Source organism: Desertimonas flava, assembly GCF_003426815.1.
In the GTDB taxonomy this organism is placed as follows: Bacteria; Actinomycetota; Acidimicrobiia; order Acidimicrobiales; family Ilumatobacteraceae; genus Desertimonas; species Desertimonas flava.
The window spans coordinates 46,681-60,714 of the sequence record NZ_QKYK01000007.1 but is presented as its reverse complement, the minus strand read 5'-3'; the positions used below and the strand labels follow the sequence as shown (position 1 = coordinate 60,714).

Sequence of the window (14,034 nt, the reverse complement as noted above, 5' to 3'; positions counted from 1 at the left end):
GGCGACGAGGTCTGCGCACTGTCGGCGGCTCGCTGCCGTGGCGTGCTTGGAGCGGACCTGGGTAAGCGCGATCACGTCGCGCCCGCTTCGACGCGATCGACCACGATCCCTGTCAGGCGGGCCGCCTCGTCAATGTCGAACGGTGTGAGCACGGACTGGAATCCGGTCGTCACCCCGACGCGTCCGACACGCACGTTGACGACATCGAAGTAATAGTCGGCGCTCAAGCCGTCGACCTCGAAGGGAACCGTGATCCGGACGGCGAGGGTTTCGTCGCCGAGCGCCTCAAATGACATCTCGTTGACGGTCGGCTCGCCGATGTCAACGTCGTCGGGCAACTCCTCGCCGTCGTCGGGGTTGGCAAGGTTCTCCACGAGCAGCATCCGAATGGCCGCTGCGTAGCACTCTGTTGCGCCCTCCTGACGGCGCACGGCGAGCGCAGCCGTCGCGTCTGCAACGGTCGGTGCGAATGCGACCGTCGACGAAACCACCTCGCCGGTGGATGATGCAAAGTCAGGAGACTGAGCGTCGGGGTTGCTCGGGGCCAGTTCCGAGACGTCGACGCCGAGGCACTCGGCAAGTTGCTCGTCAAGACGATCGTCGGGCTCGGACTCTTCGACCGGCGTCGACTCCCAGCCTGGAGGGAAGTCGGCGAGCGTGAGCACCATCGTTTCCGCAGCGGCTTGGTCGGCGGCCCACTCGGCGTCAGTGCGGGGATCGTCGTCGGCCGGTCCGTCGTGGTCGCTATCCTCCGCCGCCAAAGCCTGGACAGTGGGCTGATAGCCGACCAACACCGCTAAGGCGATGACTATCGAGCGTGCACGCCACCTTCGTTTCATATTCCCTCCCCGATTGCACCCTGCCGATGGCGACGTCAGACACCGACCGCTCCACTCGCCGCACGACAGCTGGATCAGCGAGCGTACCCCGAGGCCACCCTTTGGCCGCCGTGGCACCGGGGGGATTGAGGCACGGCCCGCCCCAATTCCCCGGTGAGGTACCGAGACCGCGCCCGCGGCCGGCCGCCGTCGCGGCCGCCGGCCGGGCCGCCCATGTGTGACGAGCGACGGGCTCGTCATAGGCCGAACCTAGCGACGAGGCCGCCGGGGATTGTGGCGCGGGCGGCCCGGAGGGCGCCTGACATCTTGTCTTGACATCTTCTCCGGTTTGATGGAACACTGCGACGCATTGTCTGGCGCGACACAACAGGGGGAACCATGGCTGGCGCTGATCCGAACCGAATCGCTCGACGTACGTTCCTCGGGGGCCTGGCGCTCGGTGCCTCGGCCTCCGTGCTTGCCGGTGGCCCGGCCGGGGCTGCCCGTGCGCTGTCGCCACGCCGCCGGCCGTGGTCGACGCCGTCGGGCTACACGCCGTCGGGCTCGCTCGACGTGTGGGTGCACGAGTCGCCGCCGACCAACGCGTTGCTCGAGACGTTGATCGCCGAGTACCAGTCGGCCAACCCGGACGTCACCGTCAACCTGCTGGCGATCCCGTACGCCGACTTCGAGACCAAGGCGCTGACGTCGACGGCGGCCGACGACGGTCCCGATCTCGTCAAGCTGCCGAGCTGGTCGCTGGCCGACTGGGCCGACAAGGGTCTGCTGGTGCCGATGGACGGTGCGGCACTCGGCGAGGGAGCCGATGCGATCCTCAGTCGCTTCCCGGGAGCCGTGCTTCCCGGGGTCTCGTTCGAGGACACGCTGTACGCGCTGCCCGTCGACTACCAGAACCTCATGCTCTTCTACAACAAGGAGCACTTCAGCGAGGCGGGGCTCGACCCCGATGCCCCGCCGACCACGTGGGAAGAGGTCATCGAGGCCGGCGAGGCGCTGAGTCAGCGCGACGGCGACACCGTCACTCGCGCCGGGTACCTGTGGTGGTACACGACGCCGATCTGGGTGTACCTCGAGGTCGACACGCTCGTCAGCCAGCTCGGCGGGACGATCCTCAACGAGGACGGCACCGAGGGCAACCTCTCCAGCGACGCCGGGATCCAGGCGTTGAACTACTACGTCGACATGTCGAACACGCACAACATCGCCTCGTTCGACCTCGTGGCGCCGTCGGTGCTCGACGCCTTCGCCGGGGGCACGGCGTCGATGTTGATCAGCGGATCGTTCACCGGCCCGAGCATCGCCGCCCGCACCGAGGACGCCCTGTCCTACGACGCAGGGACGCTGGGCGTCGCGACGATCCCGACGTGGACCGACAACACGGCCGACGTCACCGCGGCCTACAGCTGGGGTTGGGGCGTCACCAACAACGCCGACGACCCGCTGCTGGCCGGGCACTTCGCCGACTTCCTCACCCAGCCCGAACAGGCCGACCGCTTCTTCACCGACGCCGGCGTGGCCACACCGTACGAGGGATGGGACACGTCACCCGCCGCCACAGCCAACCCGGGCAACCAGTTGCTCGTGGAGCAGGTCGACATGTCGACGTACCCGGTGCAGACGCCGAAGTTCGCCAACGTGATGACCGAGCTCACCAACCAGATCGGCACGGCCGTGACCGGTGGAGGAACGGGGGAGCAGGTCGCCGAGGCCTTCGACCAGGCGATGCGGAGGGCGTTGCGCTGAGCACGCGCGGCGCCGTCGAGACCGCCCAGCGCCGCTGGGGGCTCGTCTTGAGCCTCCCGGCGGCGATCTACTTCGCGGTCTTCTGGATCTACCCGTTCCTGTCGGCGGGCTACTACAGCTTCACCGACTACGACTTCGTGAAGTCGCCCGAGTGGACCGGGCTCGACAACTACCGCTTCCTGTTCAGCGACCCCGACTTCACCCACTCGCTGCGGGTGACGCTGCTGTTCGCCCTGGGCACGATCATCCCGACGATCGTCCTCGCCCTCGCGCTGGCGGTGCCGCTGGCGCGGCCGGGGCGGACGTCGACGGTGCTGCGCACGATGGTGTTCATCCCGGCGATCGTCCCGCTCGTCGCCGCCTCGTTCCTCTGGCAGGGCATCTACGCCCCCAACGGGTTGGCCAACAAGATGCTCGGCTGGATCGGTATCGACGGCCACAGCTGGCTCAACGACCCCGACTGGGCCATGCGGGCGCTGATCGTGATGGTGATCTGGAAGAACCTCGGGCTGTACATGCTGCTGCTCATTGCCGGGCTGCAGACGCTGCCGCAGAACGTCTACGAGGCCGCTGCCCTCGACGGCTCCCGTCCGCTGCGGACGTTCTTCCAAGTCACCCTGCCGATGATGCGCAAGCCGCTCGCCTTCGTCGTCGTCATCGCCAGCGTCGCCGCCATGCAGTCGTTCGTGCCGGCATTCCTCCTCACGCGCGGCGGTGGGCCGGGCGTCGCCACGCTGACGCTGCCGATGTACGTGTACCGCAACGCCTTCGGCTACACCGACGTCGGGCTGGCGTCAGCCGCCTCGGTCATCCTGTTCGTCATCCTGCTCCTCCTGTCGGTCGCGCAGTTCCGGGTGTTCGCGAGGGGCGAGCGATGAGGGGCGGACCGGTCGTCGCCGAGATGACGTCATCGCGGCTGCAGCGCTCGGGGCGCGTCCTGACGCGAGTGGTGATCGGCGTGCTCGGCCTGCTGATGCTGGTGCCGCTGCTCTACCTCGTGGTCATCGCGTCGCAGGGCCACGACGGTCTGCTCGACACGCTGTGGTTCGAGGAGTTCGCGCTCTTCTCCAACATCTCCGAGGTGATGCACCGGCCGCGGTTCATCCGCTACATCCTCAACAGCGTGATCGTCAGCACGATCGCCGGACTCGGCGAGTGCTTGCTCGCCGGCAGCGCCGGCTACGCGCTGGCCAAGATGCAGTTCCCCGGCCGGCGGCTGCTGTTCACCGTGGTCGTCGCCACGCTGGCGCTGTCGCCCGTCGTCACCGTCATCCCCATCTACGCCATGGTGCAGAACGCCGGGTTCACCTCGACGTACCTCGGCCTCATCGTGCCGCTGTTGTTGTCGGGCTTCGGCGTGTTCCTCATCCGCCAGTTCGCCAGTGGCATCCCCGACAGCGTGCTCCACGCCGCCCGCATCGACGGGGCCAGCGAGATGCGCATCTTCTTCACGATCGCCGTGCCCCTGCTGCGGCCGGCGCTGCTGACGCTGTTCCTCATCGTCTTCGTGGCGCAATGGGACAACCTGCTGTGGCCGCTGCGGGTGTCGAACGACCCCAACCTGTGGACGCTCCCGGTCGCCCTGTCGAGCTTCCAGACGGAGATCGGCGTCAGCTACCGACTGGTGATGGCCGGCTCGCTGATCAGCCTCGTGCCGCCGCTGATCCTGTTCGCCTCGATGCAGCGGTACTACGTGCGCGGCCTGTCGATGGGCAGCCTGAAGGGATGATGAGACTGGCATGGCCGACGTCCTACTGACCGGGATCTCCAAGTCGTTCGGGGAGACCAGCGTGCTCGAGGAGCTCGACCTCGCCATTCCCGACGGTGAGTTCGTCGTCATCGTCGGCCCGTCGGGCTGCGGCAAGTCGACGCTGCTGCGGATCGTGGCCGGCATCGAGACGCCGACGTCGGGGTCGATCTCCATCGGCGGCCGTGACGTCGGCCGGGTCCACCCGGGCCAGCGCGACGTGGCGATGGTCTTCCAGGACTACGCCCTCTACCCGCACATGACGGTCGCCAAGAACCTGTCCTACGGCATGCGCGCCCGTCGCGAGGGCACGAAGGCGGAGATCGACGCACGCGTCCGCACCGTCGCCGAGTCGCTGCAGATCGCCAACCTGCTCGGCCGCAAGCCGGCCCAACTGTCGGGCGGCCAGCGCCAACGCGTGGCGCTCGGGCGGGCGATGATGCGCTCGCCGCAGGTGTACCTGATGGACGAGCCGCTCTCGAACCTCGACGCCGCGCTGCGCGTGCAGGTGCGCGAAGACCTGATCCAGTTCCATCGCGACACCTCGGCCACGGTCATCTACGTCACCCACGACCAGGTCGAGGCGATGACGATGGGTCAGCGCGTCATCGTCATGCACGACGGCGTGATCCAACAGAGCGGGCCGCCCGACGAGATCTACAGCCGTCCGGCCAACCAGTTCGTCGCCGCCTTCGTGGGCAGCCCGCGCATGAACTTCGTCCCCGCCACGGTGAGCGACGACGGTAATGCACGCGTGTTCACCGCCGGCGACCTTTCCTGGGCGGACCGCACGGCTGGTGATCGCGCCGAGTTGCCGACCGACGTGGTCGTCGGGTTCCGGCCCGAGTCGGTGCACGCCGGACCGGGTGGCGACGACTCGGTGACGTTCCAGCGCGTCGTCGACCTCGTGGAGCGCCTCGGGCACGAGGCGATCGTCCGCCTCGGCGATCGCAACGACCGGGTGCTCGCCCGCGTCGGTCCCGACGCCATCCCCACACCGGGCACGATGACGACATGGCATGTCGACCGGCGGTCGATCCACGTGTTCGGCCCCGACGGCGCGGCGCTGATGCACGGCACCGAGCGGGAGGACCGCAAGCTGCCGGCGACGGTCGTCGAGCTCGGCGAGCTGGACGACATCGCCCCGGTCGCCGAGGTGGTGGGCGAGTGACCCGGCCCTCAGGACGAGCTGCGGATGCGCGGGTTGGTGAAGCGCTCGACCACCGGCACGTGGTCGGTGGCGACCACGAAGCGCACGGCGTGGATGGGCTGATTGGCCGCGGTCCAGTTGAGCCGTTCCATCACCAGCACCGGCGCGTCGTCGTCGACCTGCAGCTGCTCGGACACGCCGACGGCGGCCGCCCGCTCGGCCCGGGTGGCGACGTCGCAGTAGGCCGTGGCGTACCCGTAGCCCTCGTCGAGGACGACCGACGCCGAGCCCGACTGCTCGAACAGCTCGGCCGCGTCGGGACACCACTCGAGATTGAACGCATCGGTCTCCACGCACAGCGGCCGGGACTCGGCACCCGACAGCGTCCGCACCCGCTCGACGATCCACCACTCCGGATCGCTCACCGTCAGCGTGCTGAACGGGGGCGGCTCGTACGCCGAGCGCACGACCGTGTCGATCGGCTCGATGCCCTGGGCGCGCAGCGACGGGGTCAAGCCGTCGAAGCCGAGCAGGCTGACGCGCCGGTGACCGGCCGCCACGAACGTGCCCGAACCGCGTCGCGTCGCCACCAGCCCCTCGCGCCGCAACACGTCGATCGCTTGCCGCACGGTCGGGCGCCCCACGCCGTAGAGGCGGGCGAGCTCGGGCTCGGACTCCAGCCGGCCACCCGGGGCCAGCTCGCCGCCGTCGATCCGCGCCATGATGTCGTCGCGGATCTGCAGGTAGAGAGGCAGTTCGTTGTGTCGTCTCAGCGGTCGGCGACGCGCGCTCATCGTGATCCGGAGTGTAGGACGAGCCGCGCTCGGTTGGCGACCATTGGTCAGCATGACATGACAGGTCGGCCACTCGGATGACCGCCGACGGTCCGATCCCGCGACGGGTCATCGTCACCGGAGCCCTCGGCGGGATCGGCGGCGCCGTGGCCGAGGCGTTCGCCGACGCCGGCGCCGATGTGCGCGGAATCGACGTTCGGGTCGCCGACCCGGCGGGACCCGTCGCCTGCGTCGCCCCGGCCGACCTCGCCGACGCCGCCGCGGCCGCAGCGGCCGTCGCGCAAGCCGCCGACGAGCTCGGGGGAGTCGACGTCGTGGTGAACGCGGCGGGCGCGTCGGGACGCTCCCACGGCGACGGACCCGTCCATCTCGTCTCCGACGAGGGATGGCGCTGGACGCTCGGAGCCAACCTCGACTCGACGTTCCACGTCTGCCGCGCGGCCGTCCCTCTGCTCTCGGCCGCCGGCGGCGGGGCGATCGTCAACGTGTCGTCGGTGCTCGGGCTCGGCGGCGACCGCGACTTCACCACGCACGCCTACGCCGCCGCCAAGGGTGCGGTGATCGCCCTCACCCGGTCGATGGCCGTCACCTATGCGCCCGATCGCATCCGGGTGAACGTCGTGTGCCCGGGACTGATCGACACGCCGATGAGCGCGCGGGCAGGCGCCGATCCGGCGATCCGCGAGCGCCTCGGCGAGCTGCAGCCGCTCACCGGAACGCTCGGCACGCCCGCCGACGTGGCCGGCGCCGTGATGTACGTGGCGACCGCGCCGTTCGTCACCGGCGCCGTGCTGACGTGCGACGGCGGATGGACGGCGCGATGAATCCGGCCCACCGATGCGTGACCGAAGGAGGACGGTGGCGATGACCGACGACCGAGTGCTCGACCCAGCGATCGTGGAGCGCTTCCGGCGCGACGGCTTCGTGGTCGTCGACGACGTGTTCACCGACGCCGAGATGGACGCCATGACGGCTGCGGTCGCCGCCGCCGTCGAAGCCGACATGCGGGAGGACACCCGCGCCCTCGCCGAGAAGTCGCGCTACGAGCAGTCGTTCCAGCAGTGCCTCTACCTGTGGGCGCGCTACCCGGACGTCGCGCCGTGGACGGCGCATCCCCGCCTCGCCGCCACCGCCGCGGCGTTGCTCGGCGCAGAGCGCGTGCGGATCTGGCACGACCAGGCGCTGTTCAAGGAGCCCGGCGGCCGCCCGACCGACCCCCATCAGGACCATCCGTACTGGCCGATCGCCGAGCCCGATCAGGTGACGGCGTGGATCCCCCTCGACGGCTCGACGAGCGAGGCGGGGGCGATGTCGTACTGGCCCGGATCCCACCGCCTCGGCCTCGACCTCTTCGTGAACATCTTCGGCGACACGGATCCCGACGACATCGGGCACCATCCGGCCCTCGACGGGGTGGACGCGGTGACGCTGGAGGTGCCGCGTGGCTCGGTGGCCTTCCACCATGGCCTGACGGCGCACCGTGCCTCGGGCAACAGCACCGGGCGGACCCGCCGCGTCCACACCGTGATCTTCACGGCGGACGGCGTGCACCGCAAGGAAGGCCTCGGCCATCCGTCGGTCGACATCGACGGCATCGCGCCCGGCGAGCCCATCGCCGGCGACCTCACTCCGGTGGTGTGGCCGGCCCCGCCCGCGCCGCCGGTCGCCCCGCCGACCGTCGTCGCTCAGCTCGAGCAGGCGCGACGGGCGCGCCTCGCCCAGCGACTGGGCAAGTGACTGGTCAGGTTGTCTTGACATGTTGCCCGATGACCGCGACAATCGTGCCGCACCGATCGCGCGGCGACGCCACTGCCGGTCCACGTGAGGAGCCCAGCCGATGCCCGACACCACGACCCCGCCCTCCTCGTCCGGTGGCGATCGCGAGCGGCGCGTGAGTGACATCGCCGCCGACTACGCCGCCAACGGGTACACCGTCATCCGGGGGTTCGCCGACGCCGCGACGTGCCGTGAGCAGCTCGAGGCCGCGGTCGAACTCAGCCGCGCCGACGACGACACCAAGTACGTGATCGCCGAAGGCAATCCGGCCGCCGACGCGAGCAACCCCGAGGACTTCGTCGCCAAGCTCTTCAAGCTCCACCGGCGCCGGCCCTTCGATCGCTTCGCCCACGACGACCGTCTGCTCGAGATCCTCACGACGATCATCGGGCCCGACGTCGACGTGTTCCTCAGCCAGTTCATCTTCAAGGCCCCCGAGGCGTACGGCCAGCCGTGGCACCAGGACTCCTACTACTTCCCGTTCGAGGCGAGCCACCAGGTGGGCGTGTGGCTCGCCGTCACGCGGGCGACGCTGGAGAACGGCTGCCTCTGGGTCGTGCCCGGAACGCATCAGGAGGCGATCTACGAGCACGTGCCGGACGATCGGCCGCACGCCACGCAGGCCTACACCAAGATCGTCGATCGGGACATGTCGACGGCCGTCCCGATGCTCATGGATCCCGGCGACCTGCTGCTCTTCGACAGCCACGTGATCCACTCGTCGACGGACAACGAGTCGACCGAGCTGCGCGCCGCGTTCGTGTGCCACTACGGCACCGCGGGCATCGCCGACCACGTTCCGCCAGGGGTCAACGTGTTCGACGGGGCACCGGTCGTCCGACACGGTGAGCACGTGCCGGCGTGATCCGTCTCAGCCGATGCATCTCGCTCGGGACGGTGTGGATGTTGCCCGAGTGGTCGAAGGGTCCGGTCGGCGATGTCGGGCCGGCCACGTTCGCGGCCGTCGCCAGCGGCGGATACGTGGGGATCCAGGTGTTCTCGCCCGAGCAGGTGCCGCCGGCGCGGGAGGCCGGCCTCGACACGTTCGGCATCGGTCGCGCCGACGACGCCGCCGCCCTGCGCGACTACGTCACGCGCTGGGAGGACGCCGGCGTCTCCGCGGTGTCGACGCATCTCGGCACCGGGTTCGAGACCGACGCCGAGGCTCGCCAGCTGATCGCCACGTTCGTCGAGCTCACGTCGGGATCGCCCACGCTGTTCACCGTCGAAACCCATCGGGCGACGGTCACCCAGGACCCGGCGCGCACCCTCGCCCTGCTCGCCGACGCACCGTCGATCGGCGTCACCGCCGACCTCGCCCACTGGTATCTCGGCTGCGAGATGACCTACGGCGGCTTCGACTGGAAGGTGCCGCGGCTCGCCCCGGTGCTTGCCCGCACGAGGATCGTGCACGGTCGGACTGCGACGAACGGTTCGGCGCAGGTCCCGCTCCCGACGGGCGACGAACGCCCCCCGTTCGTCGACCACTTCGCCGCGCTGTGGCGGGCGATGTTCGAGGCCGTCGTCGGCAGCGACGACGCACCCGACGTGATCCCGTTCATCGCTGAGCTCCTGCCGCCTCACACCAACTACGGCAAGCTCGTGCCGGGACCCGACGGCAGCCCGACCGAAGAGACCGATCGCTGGCTCGAGGCCGAACGGCTCTACGCCTTCGCCGACGCCATCCTCCAGGACGTGATCGATGACCTCGCCGGCTGACGCCTTCGTCGCCGCGTTCCGGGACGACGGCTTCGTGGTCATCCCCGAGCTCGCCGACGCGGCCACCGTGGACGAGCTCCGCGGCGCCTACGACGATGTCCTCGCCGACGGCCGGCACCACGGTGACCGCCTGCTCGGCGGGCTGACGAGACAGGTGATGCTGCCGCACCTCGCCCACGAGACGTTCGCGTCCAACGCTGCGCTGCAACGGACCCGGCCGATCGCCGCCGCCCTCCTCGGCGGCGACGTCGAGTTCTACTTCGACATGCTGATCGACAAGCCCGCCGGTCACCCCCACACCACGCCGTGGCACCAGGACATGTCGTACTCGGCCGAGCCCTTCGCCCCCGTCGGCACGCCGCTGACGATGCGCAACGTCCAGTTCTGGCTCGCACTCGACGACGTCGACGCAAACGGGGGAGGGATGCAGTTCATCGCCGGACGCCATCGAGGCCCGATGCTCGCCCACCACGTGGCCGCGGGTGATCCGACCGACAACGGCCGGCTGCTGGCCATCGTCGACCCCGACGAGTCGCTCGACCTGTCGGCGGCGGTCACCCCGGCGTTGCGGCCCGGCGACGCCACCGCCCACGCCTACGGCACGCCACACTTCACCGGTCCCAACCGGTCCGGTCACCAGCGACGCGCCTACATCTTCAACTTCCGCCTCAGCGGAGGCGACTCGTGAGTCCGCGGTCAGTGCGGTCAGTGCGGCTGATGGGCGCCGGCCACTCGCCGGGCGTGCTCGTCGTACGCCGCGTCGAAGGCGGCGGCCGAGCGCTCCTCGCCGACCAGGACGGCGCTCGTCAGCACGCGAGGCGTCATTCCGCCGGCCACGAGCAGCTCGGCGATGCGAGCCTTGACCGCGTTGACGATCGCCGCGCCGGCCACCGTCGACGCGGGCGCGACCGGCTCGTCGAGCCCGGGGACGCGCACGGCGGCATCGCCGACCGGCGTGCAGGTGTCGATCACGATGTCCGCCACCTCGAACAACTTCCGTCCCGACGGCGTCCGGGCCGCGGCGCGGCGCGAGTGCGCCACGCTCGTGAGGGCGACGACCGTCAAGCCCTGGGCGGCGGCGATCTCGGCCATCTCGACGGTCACCACGCTGGTGCCTCCCGACGAGATGGCCAGCAGGACGTCGGCGGGGTCGAACCGGAAGTTCCGGGCGATCTGCTCGGCCAGACCGGGGACGTTCTCGAGGAACATCGCCTGCCGCTGGCCGTTCGATCCGCTCACCTGGTGGTAGTTGGTCAACGACAGCTCGACGATCGGATGGAACCCCGGGAAGGATCCGTAGCGCGGCCACGTCTCCTCGATGAGCATCCGCGAGTGCCCGGAGCCGAACACGTGCACGAGGTGATCGTCGGCGATGGCCGCTGCGCACGTCTGGGCAGCCGCCTCGATCGCCGCGCCTTGCGACTGGCCGACGCGGTCGAGGATGGCGTGAGCAGTGTGCAGGTAGTCAGCGGCGATCCCGGTGACCACCTCGGTGGTCGGCGGCGAGGACGGTGCGGCGCTCGGCTGGCTGGTCACGGCGCGTCGAACAGTACAGGACTCGTCCGTCGCGCCAGCAGGCGGTCCCCGAGTCGCCGACCTGGTGGGTGGGCCCGATGACGCCGATCGCATCGGACGTGCTGTCCGAGATCGACGTCGACGCCTTCCACCGCGACGGGTTCCTCGTCCGCCGCGGGTTCCTGTCGGCGGAGCAGGTCGCCGCCCTCGTCGGCACCCTCGAGCGCGATGCCGCCCTCCACGAGCGGGCGATGCCTCGCCTCGACGGCGACGGCGGTGCCGTCGAGCTGTCGGTGTGGAACGAGCCCGGCGACGACTCGTTCGGCGCCCTGGCCCGGTCGGACCGCCTGGTCGGGGCCGTGACGCAGCTGCTCGGCGACGAGGTGTACCACTACCACTCGAAGCTCAACAGCAAGCGGCCGCGCTCGGCGGGGATGTGGGTGTGGCACCAGGACTACGGCTACTGGTACGAGAATGGGTGCCTGACGCCCGACATGCTCACCGTCGCCGTGCCGCTCTCGCCGATGTCGCGGGACAACGGATGTCTCGAGCTGCTGCGCGGCAGTCACCGTTGCGGGCGTGTCGACCACGCGAGGGTCGGTGACCAGCACGGTGCCGATCCCGAACGCGTCGCCGAGATCGAGGCCCGCTTCGAGAAGGTCGCGTTCGAATCCGAACCCGGCGACGTGATGTTCTTCCACTGCAACGTGCTGCACACCTCGGCCGGCAACGACACCGACCGATCGCGCGAGCTGCTGCTGGTCGCCTACAACACGAAGTCGAACGACCCGACACGACCTCACCACCATGCCGCGTACACGCCGATCGACGTGCTCCCCGACAGCGACATCATGGCCCGGAGCGGGGTCGTGATGGGCGAGCGGCGAACGTTCGTGCCCCGCCGGTCCGCCCGCTGATGCGACCGCCCACTCCGTCGAGCGAGCCGGCCGCTCGCACGATCCGCACCGGGCGCTGGCTCGGGCTCGATCTCGGCGGGACGCACGTCAAAGCCGCCGTGCTTCATGTCGGCGACGGCGGCCATGCCGAGACGATCTTCACCAGCCGGCGCGACACGGCCGCGGAGCGAGGTCCCGAGCACGTCGTGGCCGATCTGGTCGCCACGGGACGCGAGCTCGACGCCGCCCACGGCCCGCTTGACGGCGTGGGTGTCGGTGTGCCCGGCCTCTTCGACGCCGACTTGGGCACGATCGAGTTCGTGCCCAACCTTCCCGGCGCGTGGAGGGGTGTCCCGCTGGTCAGCCGGCTCGCCGCCGGGCTCGATCGGCCCGTGAGCATCATCAACGACGCCAGGGCGTTCACGCTGGCCGAGGCGACGATGGGGGCGGCCGAGCACTGCCGAACCGTTGCCGCCTACGTGTTGGGCACCGGTGTCGGCGGCGGCCTGATGATCGACGGCCGGCTCCTGTTCGGCCCGCACGGCCGCGCCGGTGAGCTCGGCCACTGCGTGGTCGACCCCGATGGTCCCGGCTGTGGCTGCGGCGGGCGGGGATGCCTCGAGGCGTTCGCCGCCGCTCCCCGCATCGCCGCATCGGCGGGTCGCCCGACGGCCGAGGAGGCGTTCGCCGCAGCCGCGGCCGGCGACCGGCGCGCCGCCGAGACCATCGCGCTGGTCTGCGACCGCTTCGCCCGGGCGATCGTCGACATCGTCAACGTCGTGCGACCCGACCGCGTGGTGGTCGGTGGCGGCGTGGCGGCGGCTGGCGACGCGCTGTTCGTGCCGCTGCGGGCGGAGGTCGCCAAGCGGTTGACGCTCGCCGACCCGGCAGACTTCGACATCGTGCCCGCCCGGCTCGGCCCGTGGGCGGGGGTGATCGGGGCGGCGCTGTGGGCCGCGTGTCACTGACCGCGCCCTGTCGTGCCCCGTCGTCGGACCTGCTCGTGGATCACGTCGCCGCGGCTGCGCGCTGCACGAACACGCGGCGCTCGCCGAGCACCACGCCGGCCCGGGCCTCGATCTCGCCGTCGGGCAGGACGTCGATCGGCGAGTACCCGGGGTGGTGATGGGCCCACACGGGATCGTTGCGGCGCGTGTTGTAGGCGATCAGCAGGAGCTGCCGTTCTGCGTCAGACGTGTTGCCGGCCGACGTGTGCAGCACGTTGCAGTGGAAGAACAACACGTCGCCCGGCTCGGCCTCGAACGAGGCGCGCGGGCAGCGCCGTTCGATCTCGGCAACCCGATCGGGGTCGGCGCCGTGCTGGTCGCCGACCCGACCATGATCGATCCGACCGCAGCGGTGGCTTCCGGTCAGCAGCTGCAGGCAACCGTTGGCCGACGACATCGGCGTGAGCGGGATGGCCACGGTGAGCATCTCGGGCAGCAGGCATCCGTTGCCGTACCAGTAGCCGTAGTCCTGATGCCAGACCCACTCGCCGCTGGTGTGAGGTCGCTTGACGCTCAGTTTCGAGTGGTAGTGGTAGACCTCGCCGCCGAGCAACTCGCGGGCGGCGCCGACGATGCTCGCCGAGCGAGCCACGGCGCCGAACGGGTCGTCGCCGGGATCGTTCCAGATCGACAGCTCGGCCGCCCCGCCGCGCCCGTCCTCTCGGGCGACGGCGCGCCGTCGCAGGGCGTCGTCGTCGGCCAGCGTCCGTGTCAGCGCCTCGATCTGGCCGGCGGACAGGAGCCGTCGCTTGACGACGAAGCCGTCACGCTCGAACGCCACCTGATCGTCGCGGTCGAGCATCGAGTCACTGCATTCGGTCATGTCGTCGACGGTACGGATGCGGGCT

Annotated in this window: 15 protein-coding genes; 11 read left to right on the top strand and 4 right to left on the bottom strand. The window is 70.3% G+C overall.

The features are described 5' to 3' along the window. Positions 1–71: 71 nt before the first annotated feature. Entirely contained in the window at positions 72–839 is a 768-nt protein-coding gene (locus DN771_RS10540; RefSeq protein WP_162941790.1) for a hypothetical protein, read from the bottom strand. Between the two features lie 378 nt (positions 840–1,217). On the opposite strand from DN771_RS10540, the gene DN771_RS10535 reads away from it, so the two are divergent. The 4 genes from DN771_RS10535 to DN771_RS10520 are packed head-to-tail and all read left to right on the top strand — an operon-like array spanning position 1,218 to position 5,500. After that, positions 1,218–2,582, top strand: a complete 1,365-nt coding sequence (locus tag DN771_RS10535) for an extracellular solute-binding protein (protein WP_116997331.1) — start codon at positions 1,218–1,220, stop codon at positions 2,580–2,582. Positions 2,583–2,629: 47 nt separating this feature from the next. Continuing rightward, a complete protein-coding gene (locus DN771_RS10530) occupies positions 2,630–3,460 on the top strand; it encodes a carbohydrate ABC transporter permease (RefSeq protein ID WP_162941789.1) in 831 nt (276 codons plus the stop codon). After that, the gene (locus DN771_RS10525; protein ID WP_116997329.1) at positions 3,457–4,311 is read left to right on the top strand and encodes a carbohydrate ABC transporter permease; all 855 of its coding nucleotides are present in this window, start codon (positions 3,457–3,459) and stop codon (positions 4,309–4,311) included. The genes DN771_RS10530 and DN771_RS10525 overlap by 4 nt, the downstream gene beginning before the upstream one ends. 10 nt (positions 4,312–4,321) lie before the next feature. Continuing rightward, positions 4,322–5,500, top strand: coding sequence for an ABC transporter ATP-binding protein (locus tag DN771_RS10520; RefSeq protein WP_116997328.1), 1,179 nt, complete (start codon positions 4,322–4,324; stop codon positions 5,498–5,500). 8 nt (positions 5,501–5,508) lie between these two features. Here the strand turns inward: DN771_RS10520 and DN771_RS10515 are convergent, their stop codons facing one another. Further along, on the bottom strand, positions 5,509–6,273 hold the full coding sequence (locus DN771_RS10515) for a GntR family transcriptional regulator (protein WP_162941788.1): 765 nt from the start codon (positions 6,271–6,273) through the stop codon (positions 5,509–5,511). A gap of 77 nt (positions 6,274–6,350) precedes the next feature. Here DN771_RS10515 and DN771_RS10510 point away from each other — a divergent pair, with 77 nt between their 5' ends. The 5 genes from DN771_RS10510 (at position 6,351) to DN771_RS10490 (ending at position 10,456) form a co-directional block, all read left to right on the top strand. Further along, a complete protein-coding gene (locus DN771_RS10510; protein WP_116997326.1) occupies positions 6,351–7,097 on the top strand; it encodes an SDR family NAD(P)-dependent oxidoreductase in 747 nt (248 codons plus the stop codon). A gap of 40 nt (positions 7,098–7,137) precedes the next feature. Continuing rightward, a complete protein-coding gene (locus DN771_RS10505; RefSeq protein ID WP_162941787.1) occupies positions 7,138–8,010 on the top strand; it encodes a phytanoyl-CoA dioxygenase family protein in 873 nt (290 codons plus the stop codon). Positions 8,011–8,110: 100 nt separating this feature from the next. Continuing rightward, the gene (locus DN771_RS10500) at positions 8,111–8,914 is read left to right on the top strand and encodes a phytanoyl-CoA dioxygenase family protein (RefSeq protein ID WP_116997324.1); all 804 of its coding nucleotides are present in this window, start codon (positions 8,111–8,113) and stop codon (positions 8,912–8,914) included. Beyond that, positions 8,911–9,768 (top strand): hypothetical protein, encoded by an 858-nt coding sequence (locus DN771_RS10495; protein WP_116997323.1) that lies wholly within the window; start codon positions 8,911–8,913, stop codon positions 9,766–9,768. Before DN771_RS10500 ends, DN771_RS10495 begins: the two co-directional genes overlap by 4 nt. Next, positions 9,752–10,456 (top strand): phytanoyl-CoA dioxygenase family protein, encoded by a 705-nt coding sequence (locus tag DN771_RS10490; RefSeq protein WP_116997322.1) that lies wholly within the window; start codon positions 9,752–9,754, stop codon positions 10,454–10,456. The genes DN771_RS10495 and DN771_RS10490 overlap by 17 nt, the downstream gene beginning before the upstream one ends. Before the next feature lie 17 nt (positions 10,457–10,473). Here DN771_RS10490 and DN771_RS10485 read toward each other — a convergent pair whose 3' ends face one another. After that, the gene (locus tag DN771_RS10485) at positions 10,474–11,304 is read right to left on the bottom strand and encodes a sugar isomerase domain-containing protein (protein WP_205528528.1); all 831 of its coding nucleotides are present in this window, start codon (positions 11,302–11,304) and stop codon (positions 10,474–10,476) included. A 77-nt stretch (positions 11,305–11,381) separates the two neighbouring features. Here DN771_RS10485 and DN771_RS10480 point away from each other — a divergent pair, with 77 nt between their 5' ends. Together DN771_RS10480 and DN771_RS10475 are read left to right on the top strand one after the other, a co-directional pair. Continuing rightward, positions 11,382–12,200 (top strand): phytanoyl-CoA dioxygenase family protein, encoded by an 819-nt coding sequence (locus DN771_RS10480; protein WP_116997320.1) that lies wholly within the window; start codon positions 11,382–11,384, stop codon positions 12,198–12,200. Beyond that, the gene (locus DN771_RS10475) at positions 12,200–13,147 is read left to right on the top strand and encodes an ROK family protein (protein ID WP_116997319.1); all 948 of its coding nucleotides are present in this window, start codon (positions 12,200–12,202) and stop codon (positions 13,145–13,147) included. The genes DN771_RS10480 and DN771_RS10475 overlap by 1 nt, the downstream gene beginning before the upstream one ends. 40 nt (positions 13,148–13,187) lie before the next feature. Here the strand turns inward: DN771_RS10475 and DN771_RS29445 are convergent, their stop codons facing one another. Then, positions 13,188–14,009 carry a phytanoyl-CoA dioxygenase family protein gene (locus tag DN771_RS29445; protein WP_162941786.1) on the bottom strand — a complete coding sequence of 274 codons (822 nt, stop codon included), beginning with the start codon at positions 14,007–14,009 and terminating at the stop codon, positions 13,188–13,190. Positions 14,010–14,034: the final 25 nt, after the last annotated feature.

Bases quoted from the DNA above. Each gene is read 5' to 3' on its own strand.
- DN771_RS10480 (WP_116997320.1), top strand. From the start codon at position 11,382: ATGACGCCGATCGCATCGGACGTGCTGTCCGAGATCGACGTCGACGCC.
- DN771_RS10525 (WP_116997329.1), top strand. From the start codon at position 3,457: ATGAGGGGCGGACCGGTCGTCGCCGAGATGACGTCATCGCGGCTGCAG.
- DN771_RS10490 (WP_116997322.1), top strand. From the start codon at position 9,752: ATGACCTCGCCGGCTGACGCCTTCGTCGCCGCGTTCCGGGACGACGGC.
- DN771_RS10505 (WP_162941787.1), top strand. From the start codon at position 7,138: ATGACCGACGACCGAGTGCTCGACCCAGCGATCGTGGAGCGCTTCCGG.
- DN771_RS10520 (WP_116997328.1), top strand. From the start codon at position 4,322: ATGGCCGACGTCCTACTGACCGGGATCTCCAAGTCGTTCGGGGAGACC.
- DN771_RS10540 (WP_162941790.1), bottom strand. From the start codon at position 839: ATGAAACGAAGGTGGCGTGCACGCTCGATAGTCATCGCCTTAGCGGTG.
- DN771_RS10535 (WP_116997331.1), top strand. From the start codon at position 1,218: ATGGCTGGCGCTGATCCGAACCGAATCGCTCGACGTACGTTCCTCGGG.
- DN771_RS10475 (WP_116997319.1), top strand. From the start codon at position 12,200: ATGCGACCGCCCACTCCGTCGAGCGAGCCGGCCGCTCGCACGATCCGC.
- DN771_RS10510 (WP_116997326.1), top strand. From the start codon at position 6,351: ATGACCGCCGACGGTCCGATCCCGCGACGGGTCATCGTCACCGGAGCC.
- DN771_RS29445 (WP_162941786.1), bottom strand. From the start codon at position 14,009: ATGACCGAATGCAGTGACTCGATGCTCGACCGCGACGATCAGGTGGCG.
- DN771_RS10500 (WP_116997324.1), top strand. From the start codon at position 8,111: ATGCCCGACACCACGACCCCGCCCTCCTCGTCCGGTGGCGATCGCGAG.
- DN771_RS10515 (WP_162941788.1), bottom strand. From the start codon at position 6,273: ATGAGCGCGCGTCGCCGACCGCTGAGACGACACAACGAACTGCCTCTC.